This is a genomic window from Flavobacterium sp. N502540, from assembly GCF_025947365.1.
Lineage (GTDB): Bacteria > Bacteroidota > Bacteroidia > Flavobacteriales > Flavobacteriaceae > Flavobacterium.
In genome coordinates this window covers 3,092,502-3,107,578 of the sequence record NZ_CP110012.1, presented here as the reverse complement: position 1 = coordinate 3,107,578, position 15,077 = coordinate 3,092,502, and the positions used below count along the sequence as shown (strand labels likewise).

The following is a 15,077-nucleotide window of genomic DNA, read 5'->3' as shown; positions in this document are numbered from 1 at the left end:
ATTTTTAGCCGTGCCTATCTTCAAAATGTTATGGAGCAGCTGGAGGGGCAGATAGCCTCTGCCAAGATATCTATGGCAAGGCTTTCCAGTGCGCAGCTTTACTATGTGCTTTCAGGGAATGACTTCACTCTTGACATTAATAATCCTGCTGCCCCAAAGATAGTCTGCATGGGAAACAACCCGCTAAAAATTCAAACCTATGGTGCTGTTCTCTCGCTTTATGTAAGCAGGCTCATCAAGCAGGTGAACCAGAAAGACAGAATTAAAAGCAGTCTCATATTTGATGAGTTTCCAACCATCTATCTCAATAATATGGACAGCCTGATAGCGACAGCCAGAAGCAACAAAGTAAGCACCTGTTTGGGAATTCAGGACTTCAGCCAGCTGCGCAAAGATTACGGACGTGAGCAGGCGGACGTCATACTCAATATCACGGGAAATATCATCAGCGGACAGGTGAACGGCGATACTGCAAAACAACTCTCCGAACGCTTTGGAAAAATAATGCAGGACCGTGAGAGCATTTCCATAAACAGCTCGGATACCTCAATTAGCAGATCAAAACAGCTGGAAGCTGCCGTACCTGCTTCTAAGATTTCCTGTTTGAGCTCTGGTGAATTTGTCGGCATTACAGCCGATAATCCAAACTGTAAAATTGAGCTCAAAACATTTCATTCGGAAATAATCAATAATCACGAGCAACTTAAAAAAGAAGAAAACTCATATCAGGGAATCAGCCCTGTACGCATTATAAACAATACCATGATTGAACGCAATTATCTGCAGATAAAGGAAGATATATCCGAAATAGTCAATTCAGAAATGGAACGTCTTATCCATGACCCTGCTCTGTCTCATTTGGTTATCAAAAAGAAGAAATAATCGTCTGCAGCAGATTCCTGCTTTTCTACAATTCTTTTAGAAAAGCTAAGATAGCAATAATCCTCTATAAACTAAAAAAACAAACTATTTTCAATTCAAAACAGAATAAAAAATGCAGCTTGTAATCGTATCCGCAAAACCTTAAATTACTTTTACTTTATTAAGTTTCAAGAACGAGTAAAACTACCTACTTTTTATAATCGATGAAACAATAATTAACATTATTATGATTTATCTTATAATTTCTTTTACATTTGGACGTAGTTCAGTTTTTCTACTAATCAAATTGCATTATTAAAATAAAGAACTCAGTAAATCTCTTATCTGACATTTATGACATTAAAAGAACTTAAGGAAATAATTGCTCAAACAATTACCTGTATAAAAGATCACGGTATTTTCCCAAAGGAAAATGATCATTTTGATTACAAGGAAGAGCTGAATTTTTATGGCTTGTCGGATCCTACGGAAATCTTTGCAAGAAATTTTGCTAAAGATATTCTTTCGTTTAGCAACAGTGAAGGCGGCATTATTATTTTAGGCATCAAAGAGGACAAGCAAAAAGGTGCATATGACGAGGTAGGACTGAACGAAAAGAATATTGATTTATTAAATAAAGTAGACCTTAATTTAATAACGCAAAAATTTGAAAAAATTGCCAAAATTGGCGTAAGCATTGACCTGCAGTCATTCCAGCTCGGGACAAGAAAATTTTTCTACATACTGATAGAAAAGCAGAATCAAATTTTAATTCCGATAAATAATTTCACAGATTACAAAATCAGCAAAGGAGATATCATTTACAGGGTTTCAAGCAAAAATGAGACAGCAAATTCATCAACTCAAGACTTCAACCGTTTTCTGCAGATGAAGGCTAATGAAAAAAATAAGGAATTTATGGAAATATGGTCTAAATTGTTGCCGGAAATGTTTGAAATCAACCCCAGGGAAATTCTAATTATAAATCCGAAGTTTAATAAAATATATGGATACAATGGACAAGACAATACTTTGTCAAGCAGCGAGATAGAAATTGACAAATCGAACCAAGGCATTTTCAATGTTATCCTACAGGCTATTTCCGCAGGAGAAATTGGAAGAATTTCAGATAATGAGGGCAAGCCTCTTTACAGAATTGTAGGAGAAGTAAGAACAGCTTCCGTAAGAGAGCATATATCGCTTTCTACCCTGCTCGCTGAAGTTCTAAAAAAATCAGAATACAAAATTTCAAGTGTCCAGCTTAAAGTGCTTTTAAAATATCTTAATTGGGTTACAGAAGAAAACTTTAAAGTCGAAAATCCTCCCTCTGATCCAACCACTGAAAAATTTAGAGAATACATATGGCTTGAAAATTTTGATAAAATTAAAAATGCTCATAAAGTGGTTTTTGCAGAAAAAGCAATACCTATTATAATTGAAGTTCTAAATGATAATTCTAAACATGAAGAGATTTTCGGTAAAAGTTTGATAAGACATAATATACAGCCGCAGAACTGCAAATAAACGTAACTATACTCATTAATAACGTAAAATTACCTGCTGAAAGTTCAAAATATAATTAGTAATTTAGGGCAATCAAAAAAACGAAATGCATAAAAATTACACCGTCTACCTAGATAATGCTTCGACTACTCAAGTAGACAGGAGAGTTCTTGAAGTTATGCTCCCATACTTTGATGAAATATATGGGAATGCATCTAGCAGCCATTCATTTGGAAAAATGGCAAAAACAGCCATAGAAGCTGCCCGTCAGCAGACAGCTGCAATTATAAATGCTTCAAGCTCCGAAATTACGTTTACTTCAGGAGCAACAGAATCAATAAACTTAGCGCTCAAGGGATATATGGAAGCCAACTTCGAAAAAGGAAGCCATATAATAACAGTCAAGACCGAACATAAGGCAGTTTTAGCTACTTGTGAATATTTAGAAGAACGAGGGATTGACGTAACTTACTTAGACGTCGATAAAGATGGACTTATATCTCTTGAAAATCTGCGCAATGCAATAAGGCCTGATACAGCACTGATCTCAATAATGTATGTCAATAACGAAACAGGAGTAATACAGCCTATTCAGCAGATTGGAAAGATTGCAAAGCAAAGTAATATTGTGTTTTTTTGTGATGCTACACAGGCAGTTGGAAAAATTCCCGTTGATGTAATCAAAGATAATATCGATATGCTTTGCTTCAGCGGCCACAAGCTGAACGGACCTAAAGGCATTGGCGTCCTTTATAAAAAGAAAGATATAGATCTGATCCCATTACTTCATGGCGGCGGACAGGAAAATGGACTCAGAGCCGGAACCTACAATACTCCCCTGATTGTTGGTTTGGGAAAAGCATGCGAATTAGCTGCTGATGAACTTTCTGAAAAAAACAGTAAAATACTTTTAGAAAGAAAAGCCTTTGAAGACTCTGTCGAGGAACAAAAAACAGGCTCTGTTTGTTTTAAAGATTCAAGACGTGCTCCGCATATTTCCTGCATCAAATTGAATAATGAAGAAGCTGAAAAATTCCTTCTCTTAAACAAGGAAAAATTTATTGCTTCAAACGGATCTGCCTGCAATTCGGCACTAATTGAAGTTTCACACGTCTATAAAGAAATTTTTGAAGAGCCAAATAAAATAATCAGAATCAGTTTTTAATGGAAATACAACTAGAGAAGGTAATATCAAGACTAGATATTGAAGCATATCAGGATATATTAGGAAAAGAAGTCATCGGAACTTTAAGCCTTTTAGGAGCCAATTATTTATACGCCGAAGGTTTAAATAAAATTTTATCAAACACCTTTTCAAATGAAGAATTGTTGACAAATAGCACCTCCAGAAATTTTATAATAGATGCTTTAAGAAAAGAAGAAATTGAAATACTTCAGCAGAATCTTAATTTAAACATCAAAAATGATTATTGGAATCGAATAAAAAGTGTTGACTATAAGGCCGAAAACTTGGCAATACTGCTTGATTTTTTTGGGGAAATTTTATCTGAAGACATTGTTGTTCAATGGATACAAGAAGAAAACATTTTGCCTAGCTATCCTTTATATCCTTACCAAAGAGAAGTTTTAAAAAAAATAAAAAAAGTTCTATCAACTGAAAAAAATAGAGTTTTATTGCATATGCCGACTGGTTCAGGAAAAACTAGAACGTCTATCAATTATATATGCAACCATTTTATAGAAAACGATAGTACAAATGTTGTTTGGTTTGCTAACACAGTTGAACTATTAGATCAAGCATATAATGAGTTTGTTAAAGCTTGGAATCATTTAGGAAATAGAAAAATTAAAGTTGTAAAATATTGGGGAAAATCTACGATAGATCTATCAAAATTAAAAGGCTGTTTCATAGTTGCTGGATTAGATAAAACATACAATGCTCTTCTTAAAGATGTTGCTAAAATGAGTGAATTTTCAAATAATTGCTCGTTAGTAATAATGGATGAAGCTCATCAGGCTATAGCACCAACATACTCACTATTAATAGATTCATTATTAATAGTGAATAAGGCATCTTTAATTGGATTATCTGCAACACCTGGAAGAACTTGGAATGATCCCGATGAAGATATAAAATTAGCTGATTTTTTCTTTAGACAAAAAGCTAAGCTTATAATCGACGGATATGAAAATCCTGTAGATTACTTGGTTGCCAACAAATATATAGCCCAAACAAAAAATACAACACTTTTACATAACTCAGGAATTCAGCTATCTGATATAGACTTAAAGCATCTTAAAGATAACTACGTATTATCAAATGAGGTTCTAGAGAAGATTTCTACAGACCGATTGAGAAATTTGGCTATAATTAGTAAAATAAAACTATTGGTAAAATCTCACCAAAGAATTATTGTTTTTGCTATTACTAAATCTCATGCGATTGTATTGAATAGCTTATTGACTGCAATAGATTTAAAATCAAGTGTGGTTACATCGGATACAAACCCGAATGATAGGGTTAAAATAATTGACAATTTTAAAGTTTCAAGAAAAGATAATCCTGAATCACTGATACTTTGTAATTATGGAATATTGACAACGGGGTTTGATGCGCCGGAGACAAGTTGCGCTGTTATCGCAAGACCAACCGATTCTTTAGTACTATACAGCCAAATGGTTGGAAGAGCAATTAGAGGTGAAGAATCGGGAGGAAATAAAGAAGCAGAAATTGTTACCGTAATAGATCAAGATTTACCAGGATTTGGGAATGTTGCAGATGCTTTTACAAATTGGGACGATGTTTGGAACGAAATTAATTAATTATTGAAATATAGAAATAAAAACAAATGAGTAACTCTATAGTACCTGTAAATTTAGTAGTCAAATCAATGCGCGATAATGGCTATAAAAATACTGCATATGCCATTGCAGAATTAATAGATAATTCGATACAATTTGGAGGAAATAAAGTGGATTTAATTTGTCTTGAAAAAGATTTATTAGTTGGCTCTAGAAATGTTTCAAGGATTCATGAAATTGCCGTGCTTGACAACGGGAACGGAATGGATCAAGATACGCTTAGAAAAGCACTTCAATTCGGTAATGGCACAAACTTAGATAAAAATTCACAAACAAGTATTGGGAAATTTGGTATGGGACTACCTTCATCTTCAATTTCTCAAGCTTTGAGAGTTGATGTTTGGACCTGGCAAGAAGACAGCAAAAAGGCATACTATTCATATCTTGATGTTAACGAAATTATTAATGGCTCTTTAGTAGAAGTCCCTGAACCAATAGAGACTTATGTTCCCGTAAAATGGTCTAAAATAAGTGGTGAATTTTCAAGTTCAGGTACCTTAGTGGTATGGTCTCAATTAGACAGATGTCTTTGGAGAACTGGAAAAACTATAATTGATCACTCCGAGTTTATTGTAGGCAGAATGTACAGGAAATTTATTAATTCCGGAAAATGCACCATTAATGCAATTGTTCTTAACGAAAATAATTTGACAAAGCCTGAGATAAATAAAGCTTTTTTATCAAATGACCCAATGTATTTAATGCAAAACACAAGTGTCTCTCAAGCATTAAAAGAATTAAATCTAAACGATCCAATGTTTATTAAACATGGGGGCGAAGATGGATATCAAAAATCATATGTCATAAATTTAGAAGGCGAAAAACATACTGTTTTTGTTAGATACTCTATTGCAACAGAACAAACTAGAAGAGGAATAAATGCTGGCTCAAACAAACATGGTAGCCATGCCCGCGAAAATGTTGGTGTTTCAGTAATAAGAGCAGGTAGAGAGCTAGAGTTAGATACTAGCTGGACTAATCGATATGATTCTAGGGAAAGATGGTGGGGGGTCGAAATTGATTTTCCGCCAGCATTAGATGACGTTTTTGGAGTTACAAACAATAAACAATATGCTAATAATTTTAAAGAATTAGGGAGTTTAGATATTGAAAATTTAATAAAAGAGAGAGGACAAACTATATCAGAATTCAAGCAAGAGCTAATTGATGATAATGACCCAAAAGTTCATTTAATTGAGATTGCTGTGGATATAAAGAATCAAATCAAAATTCTTAGAAGTATTTTAGTTGCCCAAGCGGCAAGACTAGAAAAAGCCGACAAAAAGAATAGACATAACACTGAGGAAAATGAAGCAGAAAAGCATGCAACAGAAGTAACAGAACAAAGGAAAGAAGAGGGATATACAGGAGAAAGTGAAACTAAGGCTGAAGGCAAAAGCGCAGATGAAAAATTAGAAGAAATTTTGTCTGAATTAACAGGAGATGATGTTCCTGAAGCTAATGAATATGCTAATGAGATTTTTAATTCAAGCGTGCTGTATCAGTTTGTAAACGCTAATCTAGAATCAAGAGCATTCTTCTCAGTGAGTCCAGTTGGAGGCAAAATAATTATAAAATTAAACACTAATCATCCAGCATATCAACAATTTGTTGAAATTTTGAATGATGATATTAGTACCGAATCAAATATAGAAGATCTTATTAAACGATTGCACTTGGCAAAAAATGGTCTGAAACTATTATTAATGGCTTGGGCAAGATACGAAGATGAACAACCTGATGGTAAATTGAAAGAAAGTGTTAAAGATGCTAGAATGGATTGGGGAAAAATGGCTGCAGAATTTATGCGCTTTGACGATTAAAAAAAAATAAATGATATATAAAAGTGGTATAAATTTATTCTCACAGACTGCTGATTTCTTCCTAAATGAAGAAACAGTAGTCCTTTTTTCAGCGTACATAAAAACTGAAATTGTCAAACACCTGAATGCTAAAAAAAACATCAAACAGGTTGTTGTTAGATGGGAAATAGAAGATTTGATTAAAAAAGTTTCGGATATAGACTTATACATATATTGTAAAGAAAATAATATTCAATTGTTCCGCAATACAAGAATACACTTAAAAGCTGCATGGAATTTTGATTCAAAATTATTGTTCGGTTCCGCTAATTATACTAATAAAGGAATTGGAGAAAGTTCGAATTTTAATTATGAGCTGAATGGTCTTGTTGACAATATTTCTTTTCAAGACAAAATCTACTTAAATAATATTTTGAAATCGAGTATTCTGATAAATGATGAATATTACAAACAGCTGAAAAAATTAGTAGATGAAACAGTCGTCATAAAAACAATTTATCCCGACTTTAGTGTAAAAATTACAGAATCAAATAGCTTTTTATTATCAGAACTGCCCATGAGTTTATCCCCAGACGATTTATATGATATTGCCACAAAGCCTGATGAATATAATAACTTAGAGCTAAATTGTGCTGCGCACGATATAGCTTTATATGAAATTGACATAGTCCAGGAATACTCCATCTTCCAATCAGAGTTGAATATCAAATTCAATTCGCACCCATTTGTTATGGCTTTGAAAAATCATATAAAAAGGCAAAATTCAAAATCCTTAAACTATGGCAAAGCTGTACAGTGGATTAGAGAAAATACAACTACGGTGCCTACGCCAAGAAACTGGGAAATAAAGGAACAGCAATTAGTCAACACTTTATACACTTGGATTTGCTATTTTGATGAAGATTACGATTGGTATATTCCAGGAAATAGAAGCGAAGTAATTTTTTACAAAGCAAAATAACATATTATTAAATTTTAATACATACGGCCAAAAATTAAATGACAAAACTTTTTATATAACCTATAGCATCTGCTAATGAATCAAACGAAACGTTAGATGATTCTTGACAAATAGAAAAATATCTTTTAAACTCACTATCAAATTTAGACCGTTCATCAACTAGAATTATTAATTTATTCATAGCTTTTGCATATCCAATCTCCAAAGCTAATCCATAACCTGAAGGATTGCTTTTTGACATATACCCCAAAAGTATGTCACATTTTTCAACATGGTATAAGTCCCATGATGTGTATTTATCAACATCATTCAAATCATGTTTTTGAGGGTTAAAGAAAATAAAATTATCCCCTAGTTCTTGAGTTACTTGATTATGCCAGCCACCTTTAAATCCCCCGGCTAAATAAATTCTTGTTTTCATTTTTTATTTTAAATTTGAGATAGGAAGTCTTTGCGCAATAGAATAAAACATTCTTTTACTATTTCCCAATAGAGGTATAAACATAACTAAGAGACAGTAAAATACCTTAAATATTAAATCCGTTTTTATAAACTTATAATCAGATACTAACAATTGTAAAGAAACTAATAAACATACAATAATTGCAATTGTAGAAATATGATCAAATAAAGATGATCGAAACATAAATGTGTAAACTTTTTGATCCATGTCTGGATTTCTTGACATTAAAATGTTTCTAATTTCATTAAATTGCATATTGTCAACATATGACACATTATTAGCTTTCAAAAAATCTTTTGCAGCTTTAAAACTCGAAGAATTAATTGCTTTGTCTTTCCATGTTTCACTATGCTTACCAATAATAATCTTATCTACAAAATATTTTGACAATCTATTTGAAGTTAAATAATTAAATCTTGTATTATTAATGTAGCTAGAAAAATTACGTATCATATCAATTACAAAATCTTGAGTTTTAATTTTAAAAATTGTCAAACTATAAATAACATAACCTAAAACATAAGAAACTACAACTACCATATAATTCTGAATAACTTTCCAATCAAACAAAAATTTATCATCAACTGCAATTTTAGGCAGCAATATCAAATTAAGAACTATAATCAATAAAAATCCAGGAATAAGATAACCTACTACATCCCAAATAAACTCTTTAACCGACTTTAATGCATCCTCCATAATCTACATTTAAATAAAACAACTAGCACATCCTTCTCCTTCAGACTGCAATATTTCATCTTGCCAACTTGTAGCCGTTTTAGTATTCAATTTATTACGATTCATTCTGATGTAATGCTCTCTTTTTATAGCATTGACTCTTTCAGGTTTCTTCAATTCAACAAGCGGCTCTTCCATCCATGTATATCCTTCTTTCTCATACGTAATTGCTGCTTCATACAAGTTAGGATGTTGTTCTAAAAGCCATACCCATTCTATTTTCTGCTGATAAAAACAGAAAAAACAGCCAGAACGGCTGCGGGAGTATGTACCCTGTTTTATTTCTCCATCAATTTCAACCGAATAGTCAATTGGCTTATAATATGCCGGTATTCCTACACCACTTTCTTCCAATATCCTAAAAATATCATCAATACCCAGATTCTCATCATTATCTATAAGTGAAAACGATTCTAATTTTCCCACTGGGTAATCAGTTGTTTTAAGCCATTCAAATACTACTTTATTAAATAATTTAGCGTCTGCATCTAATAAAGCATTTAATTTCTGCTTTTGCGTAAATCGCATTGAAATAGGCTGCGAAACATAGTTTAAGATCAGGGCAAGATTGACTGGATTTAATTTTGAGTAATTAGCGCCAATAAAATCCAAATTACTATTATTCAAAAACTTCTTAATGACATCCTCACTCCAAATATTTTTTCTGAATGGAAATATCGATTGTATGTTTTCACGTTTTGATATGTAGCCTTCACGATTTTCGTCACCGCGAATTCCTACATATGAAATAGTCGGAGTATCGGCTATCTCATTCTCGAATGGCTCAAGCTTCATCTTGCCAGTACACCATCTCGCGGTAGCAGAAGGTAGATATCCTCCATACATCGCCAAAAAATGGTCAAACGGATTCTTTTCTGGCGAATTGGCCTCGTCTATTGACTTATAAAGCCTAATATTCTTACCTAATACTGAATTAAGCTTCGATATCAGATCATACGTTTCTGTCAATTCCTTTCCGGTATCGCAAGTATAGTATTCTACATCTATATCTGGATGTTTCTGGCTCATGTAGATAGCCAAGGCCGCACTATCCTTTCCTCCTGATATCCCTAAAACGTGTTTGATTTTACCCATAATTATTCCTTAAAGCTCAACTCTTGCGTTAATAATTCAAATAGCAGCTGCTTTCTCTTCTCCATATCCAATGTAGTCAATTTTTCCTTCAATTCCTTCTTTACCCCCGAATAGACGCCGTTGACTTTTGAATCTAAAACTATTTTATTTTTTATCAAGTCTCCCCTTTCTGATACAAATTCGAAAGCAACAAGTTTATCATTACTGACTTTGTTGAATTCGTGTATTTCAGCAGATTTGATCAATCCTGTTATGAATGATTTTATATTATTAAGCATCAGCAGCTCCTCTTCATCAATCATCTTATCTATCGACTTTCCAAGTGCTGCATCCGCAATTGATTTCAGCCAGGAAACCCTGTCATCCAATGGCGAGAATATTCTTTTAAAAAAAACAGACTGCTCTGCACTCAAAAAGTTCGGATTTATGCTCTGTAATTTGGACGTAATGATCTTCTTGTATTCAGCAAAATCATTCCCCTTGCTGTCGGTAGACTCCAATATCATATTTTCAATCCTGTCTATCAGATCATCAAAGCAGCTTCTCAATTCCCGGATTGCATCCTGAATGTGCAGTGTGTAATTTTTTAGTACCTCCTCATCGTTTTTTATTGAAAGGCTGTGAAAACCCAAAGCTGCTGGAAACTGATTAAACAAGGCATCTTCAGGATCTTTTGCATTCTTGATTGCTTCACGAAGCTTGACAGCCTTATCTGATAATTTTTTAGTATTGGAAGAGTAATCATTCAGGCTTCTGTAAAAACGAAGAAAATTTCCAAAAATAGAAAGAAATGTGCTTTTCATACCTTTTTCTTCCTCGCCTACATTTACCAACTCCTTATAGCCCTCCAACAAATTCATGTTCAAACCAGAAACGTCATAACTCTTGATTGAATAATTCTGAGGTGATTTATGAATCAAATCTAAGACATCTTCTGAAATATAAGGTACAAAACCGTTGGCTTCATGAAACAAGGCAAAGTCCTCTTTTTTAATAATCAAAAATAATGGAATCCAAAATTCAACAAATCCCTTTTTTAATTTGAATGGCTTGCTTTTAAGAACTTCATATAATTCAAATAGATTTCTTTTTGAAGATTTGGCAGAACTTAAAAAATCAACGCATTCCTCCCATAAAGGCAAAAATGATTCTATTTTCGGTGCTTGATAGCTATAAATTCCATTAGTATCTAATCTATGTATACCCGTATGTTTGAGCAGACTAAGATAAATTGATTTTTCAGGTGGAAATTTAGAAGCTTCAAATCCCAATAGATGATCATTCTCAAATTCCAATACCTTGCGCATTAAAAATTTGCGGGCAGTATTTATTTGAGGACTTAAGTTCTCCCTATTAAACAATTCATTTTTTATTTTTGGAGTTCTGTTAAATTCTCTATCACATATTTCAGACAACAAACTATTCAGATGCTTTTTAGATTCAACAATCTTTGGCTGTCCAAGATAAAACCATAGGTTTTCTTTAGTATTGGAATACAGATTCTGTAAAACAAACCAATTCAGCTTATTGACATGATATTGCAGCTCTTCGTTTAACAGCTTAATAGCATTCACATCTGACCCAAATTTATTCAGCAGTAGTTTGTACTTATTGATTGTGAATATTTCATTGTAGATATCAGTCGAGTTTTTATAAATAACAAAGAGATTGCCCTCAGCGCTCTTCGACGCACTTTTAAGTTCCTTGTCTTTTATTTTTGCATTAAAGACTAAATTTACGTAGCCGTCAATAGAACCCTCTGCGTATTTAATATCTTTCAAATCATTAAGGATTCTATATTCAAAATACCTTGGCGTGCCTGTCTCGAATGAGTGTCTTTTTACATTTTCTACCGGAAAAGTAATCAATTTTGCCAGCTCATCGGCAATTGAAAAATCAGCTTCAATTTCTTTTGTGACATTGGTCAATTCCTGTTCAATATCAATGTCAGTGCCTTCTAGAAAATTAAGTTTGTTGCTGTGCTTATAGAATCTTATGATGCCTGCCTTTTCTAATGTATCGACAGATTTTTCAATAATATCAGTTTCAAAAACAGTTGTGGCTTTTATATACTTTATCGCCAACTCTTTATTGAATTTCCCTCCTGCCTTACCAAAAACATTAACCAAGCAGATAGTTTTGATAATCTGGGAAGCAACCGGATAATCCTCTGAAAAATTAAGCTCCGCTCTTTCCAAAGCTCTCATCGAAGAAAGCCACTGCGGTCTGTGAGGGTTATTATAGTTTTGTATATCGCTAGACAAAGTTTGTATCAGGTAATCATACACCGAATTCACACTAAAATATGAATTTACATTATTCTTTTTCGCTTTGTCAAATTCATTTAAAAATGTAAATAATGATCTCTCGTTCTGTCCATAGCGTTGCAATGCCTGGACTAAAATATTTGCAGACAGCCAGTCTAGTGGAAACAGCTTCTCAGACAGTGAAGAGTTGGTATTTTGGCTGAAATTAACCAGATTAGATTCGATTATATCTGCATTGAGTTTCTTAAACTCTATTTTCAATTCTTTGGGAAGAACTATTTTTTCAAGCTGCTTGCTGGCAAAAAACAATAACTGCTCAACTGGCTCATTAAACAGCAACTCAACAAATCTGCCTTTTATCTTTTCCCATTCCTGTCTATCGATTGAATCTAATGTCGATGAATAGAAAATAAAATTCTGATGCAGGGTAATTATGAAATAGGCATTTTTATCTGCATCATTTGCCCACTCAGAAACCAATTGCAACAAATATAAATCGTTACTTAATTTGTTTTTACTGATGTACTCCAGGAACTTCCCAAACTCATCAATTAAAATAACATAGCCACTTTTCTTTCTGGCAGCAGCAGTTCTCCTGCTTTCCAGTTCTTCGATAATATCTCGTGAAGTTGCCTCAGTGCTTAGCCCTAAAACCTTCTGAAATGCATAAGTTAAACTTGTAGCGTCTCCTATTATTTTTAAAAACTTATAAGACTGATATTTCTCATTAAGCTTAGTAGTAAAGAAAAACTTTTCTTTTAAAAGATTTTTCTCCAATGCCCACAAGAAAGTAGATTTTCCTGTACCATAATTGCCTATTACAGTAAAGGATTTATTCGAACTGCCTTCAGCGCTAAAAATTCTTTCGAAGATCTTTGTAGCATTTGGAGTTACTACATAGTTCAGATCTTTAGATTGATCTCTTAATATGTTTGTTGATATATTAAACCCCATGGTAGTAGTTTTCTAGTAATTCCATTTTAAAATTATCGTCATCTCCCTTCAATTGTATCTGTCTGATACCCGCATCATCATTAAAAACAAATTCAATATATTTCGAACATAATTTTTCAAGTATGATTTCAAGCCCCTCATTGGTCAAGACAAAATAAGAGCCTAAAGTTTCTCTGATCTCCTTAAACTGAACGGATCCTTTATTACCATATTGCTCCAACAGGCAAAAGCCGAAAATTTCTAAAGGAAAATCAATGCGGTTTTCTTTGTTCAATTTATAAGTCACGACACCATTTTCCCTATTGATCGACGAAATAAGATTTAATTCAATCAAAGGAGAATTGAAATCGTCTTCCAAAGTCTTTGCAACTCTAACTCCTGAGAAATAGCTCTGTATAAAAACCTTAAAATCAGAGCTCAAAGTATTATCACTTGTTTCTCTATTCGTTGTTTCTGCAATTTTTATCTTGATAAAATTCAATATCTGTTTTTCATCGAATTCATTGCTGATTCGCTCTTTGGCATAATCCGAGAAAATTAAATTAAAAATGCTCGCTGTCCTAGTTTTACATATCAGATATTGCAGAAGCCACAATGTCCCCTCGTCTTCCAAGTATCTGTCATAACCATTTTGTTCGGAAAAAATTAAATTGGCTATTGTTGACAATCTTTTTTCATCGTCTACAAGAGCAAAAGCTCTCAGCCAATATTGTATTGCCTGAACCATATTTTTTCCGACACCAAGATTCAGAATCGCTTCCTCAAGATCACCAAACCCACCAACACACTCATTACCAATAAGTTCAACTCCTTTCAATAACCATTGCTGCCTGCAGTAAAAGGTATCGTGCCCCGAAAATTTTAAAATATGCATTTGATTTTATTAAGTAGTGCAATATAATAAATTTCAAATGGAGGATGTTACCCAATGAGGAAAAGTTATTAATAAGTTATGCTCAATCCCTTAAGGTTTTTAAAAATGACAAAAGCATTAATGTTAACACTTTTTTCCTACAAAAAAACAATTGAGTTAAGACAACAAAGCGGCCTCAGCATTTTTTTGCTTTGACTTTTTTAATAATATTATTTTTTTTTGATACGCAAGACATTTAACAGATTGCTTTTCATTACCATAAAAATATAAACATTTGATCAGTGGAAATATACCGAATATACCTTCACCTGCTTCAACGATGTCATAAACCTTCTTGAATGGCAGATAGCCTCAGCAAAGATTTCCATGTAAAAGCTTCTCAGCCCGAAGCTCTCCTATGATTTCTACAGCTACGGCTTTAGCCGTGGTATCAATAATCCCGAAAATCCTATCATAATCAATGAAGCAGTCGAACACAGCTGCCTGCAGATTAAAACCTATTTTACTGAGATTAGTAATTCAGAATCCGAATGCCTCCTCAGTGATTCTCCCTCGCCCATTTGTCATCAAAAATCAACTATCTTTTAATTTAAAAATAAGCTTCCGGCCTATTAATTACAAAGAAACAAAACCCCATTGACAGAACAATAAATTACAAAAAAAATAGAATGAATTGATTGTACAAAGATACTTGACACAAATAATTATTTTTGTG

Annotated in this window: 11 protein-coding genes; 6 read left to right on the top strand and 5 right to left on the bottom strand. The window is 33.2% G+C overall.

The window, feature by feature from the left end; translation table 11 throughout:
- The first annotated feature begins 72 nt into the window (after positions 1–72).
- From OLM58_RS13080 to OLM58_RS13055, 6 genes are all read left to right on the top strand, one after another.
- The gene (locus OLM58_RS13080) at positions 73–882 is read left to right on the top strand and encodes a TraG/TraD/VirD4 family protein (RefSeq protein ID WP_264529254.1); all 810 of its coding nucleotides are present in this window, start codon (positions 73–75) and stop codon (positions 880–882) included.
- A gap of 333 nt (positions 883–1,215) precedes the next feature.
- Complete coding sequence (locus OLM58_RS13075) at positions 1,216–2,385, top strand: ATP-binding protein (RefSeq protein ID WP_264529253.1); 1,170 nt, start codon at positions 1,216–1,218, stop codon at positions 2,383–2,385.
- Positions 2,386–2,470: 85 nt separating this feature from the next.
- Positions 2,471–3,529, top strand: a complete 1,059-nt coding sequence (locus tag OLM58_RS13070; protein WP_264529252.1) for a cysteine desulfurase family protein — start codon at positions 2,471–2,473, stop codon at positions 3,527–3,529.
- Positions 3,529–5,148, top strand: coding sequence for a DEAD/DEAH box helicase (locus OLM58_RS13065; RefSeq protein WP_264529251.1), 1,620 nt, complete (start codon positions 3,529–3,531; stop codon positions 5,146–5,148). Before OLM58_RS13070 ends, OLM58_RS13065 begins: the two co-directional genes overlap by 1 nt.
- A gap of 26 nt (positions 5,149–5,174) precedes the next feature.
- Positions 5,175–7,010, top strand: coding sequence for an ATP-binding protein (locus OLM58_RS13060; RefSeq protein ID WP_264529250.1), 1,836 nt, complete (start codon positions 5,175–5,177; stop codon positions 7,008–7,010).
- A gap of 10 nt (positions 7,011–7,020) precedes the next feature.
- Positions 7,021–7,971 carry a hypothetical protein gene (locus OLM58_RS13055; RefSeq protein ID WP_264529249.1) on the top strand — a complete coding sequence of 317 codons (951 nt, stop codon included), beginning with the start codon at positions 7,021–7,023 and terminating at the stop codon, positions 7,969–7,971.
- A 34-nt stretch (positions 7,972–8,005) separates the two neighbouring features.
- Here the strand turns inward: OLM58_RS13055 and OLM58_RS13050 are convergent, their stop codons facing one another.
- The 5 genes from OLM58_RS13050 to OLM58_RS13030 are packed head-to-tail and all read right to left on the bottom strand — an operon-like array spanning position 8,006 to position 14,362.
- Positions 8,006–8,392 (bottom strand): nucleoside 2-deoxyribosyltransferase domain-containing protein, encoded by a 387-nt coding sequence (locus OLM58_RS13050; protein WP_131424689.1) that lies wholly within the window; start codon positions 8,390–8,392, stop codon positions 8,006–8,008.
- 3 nt (positions 8,393–8,395) lie between these two features.
- Positions 8,396–9,133, bottom strand: coding sequence for a hypothetical protein (locus OLM58_RS13045; protein WP_264529248.1), 738 nt, complete (start codon positions 9,131–9,133; stop codon positions 8,396–8,398).
- Positions 9,134–9,142: 9 nt separating this feature from the next.
- Complete coding sequence (locus OLM58_RS13040; protein ID WP_264529247.1) at positions 9,143–10,267, bottom strand: phosphoadenosine phosphosulfate reductase family protein; 1,125 nt, start codon at positions 10,265–10,267, stop codon at positions 9,143–9,145.
- Between the two features lie 2 nt (positions 10,268–10,269).
- Positions 10,270–13,488 (bottom strand): hypothetical protein, encoded by a 3,219-nt coding sequence (locus OLM58_RS13035; RefSeq protein ID WP_264529246.1) that lies wholly within the window; start codon positions 13,486–13,488, stop codon positions 10,270–10,272.
- Positions 13,478–14,362 (bottom strand): DUF4007 family protein, encoded by an 885-nt coding sequence (locus OLM58_RS13030; RefSeq protein WP_264529245.1) that lies wholly within the window; start codon positions 14,360–14,362, stop codon positions 13,478–13,480. Before OLM58_RS13030 ends, OLM58_RS13035 begins: the two co-directional genes overlap by 11 nt.
- Positions 14,363–15,077 lie beyond the last annotated feature (715 nt).

Bases quoted from the DNA above. Each gene is read 5' to 3' on its own strand.
- OLM58_RS13080 (WP_264529254.1), top strand. From the start codon at position 73: ATGGCAAGGCTTTCCAGTGCGCAGCTTTACTATGTGCTTTCAGGGAAT.
- OLM58_RS13075 (WP_264529253.1), top strand. From the start codon at position 1,216: ATGACATTAAAAGAACTTAAGGAAATAATTGCTCAAACAATTACCTGT.
- OLM58_RS13070 (WP_264529252.1), top strand. From the start codon at position 2,471: ATGCATAAAAATTACACCGTCTACCTAGATAATGCTTCGACTACTCAA.
- OLM58_RS13065 (WP_264529251.1), top strand. From the start codon at position 3,529: ATGGAAATACAACTAGAGAAGGTAATATCAAGACTAGATATTGAAGCA.
- OLM58_RS13060 (WP_264529250.1), top strand. From the start codon at position 5,175: ATGAGTAACTCTATAGTACCTGTAAATTTAGTAGTCAAATCAATGCGC.
- OLM58_RS13055 (WP_264529249.1), top strand. From the start codon at position 7,021: ATGATATATAAAAGTGGTATAAATTTATTCTCACAGACTGCTGATTTC.
- OLM58_RS13050 (WP_131424689.1), bottom strand. From the start codon at position 8,392: ATGAAAACAAGAATTTATTTAGCCGGGGGATTTAAAGGTGGCTGGCAT.
- OLM58_RS13045 (WP_264529248.1), bottom strand. From the start codon at position 9,133: ATGGAGGATGCATTAAAGTCGGTTAAAGAGTTTATTTGGGATGTAGTA.
- OLM58_RS13040 (WP_264529247.1), bottom strand. From the start codon at position 10,267: ATGGGTAAAATCAAACACGTTTTAGGGATATCAGGAGGAAAGGATAGT.
- OLM58_RS13035 (WP_264529246.1), bottom strand. From the start codon at position 13,488: ATGGGGTTTAATATATCAACAAACATATTAAGAGATCAATCTAAAGAT.
- OLM58_RS13030 (WP_264529245.1), bottom strand. From the start codon at position 14,362: ATGCATATTTTAAAATTTTCGGGGCACGATACCTTTTACTGCAGGCAG.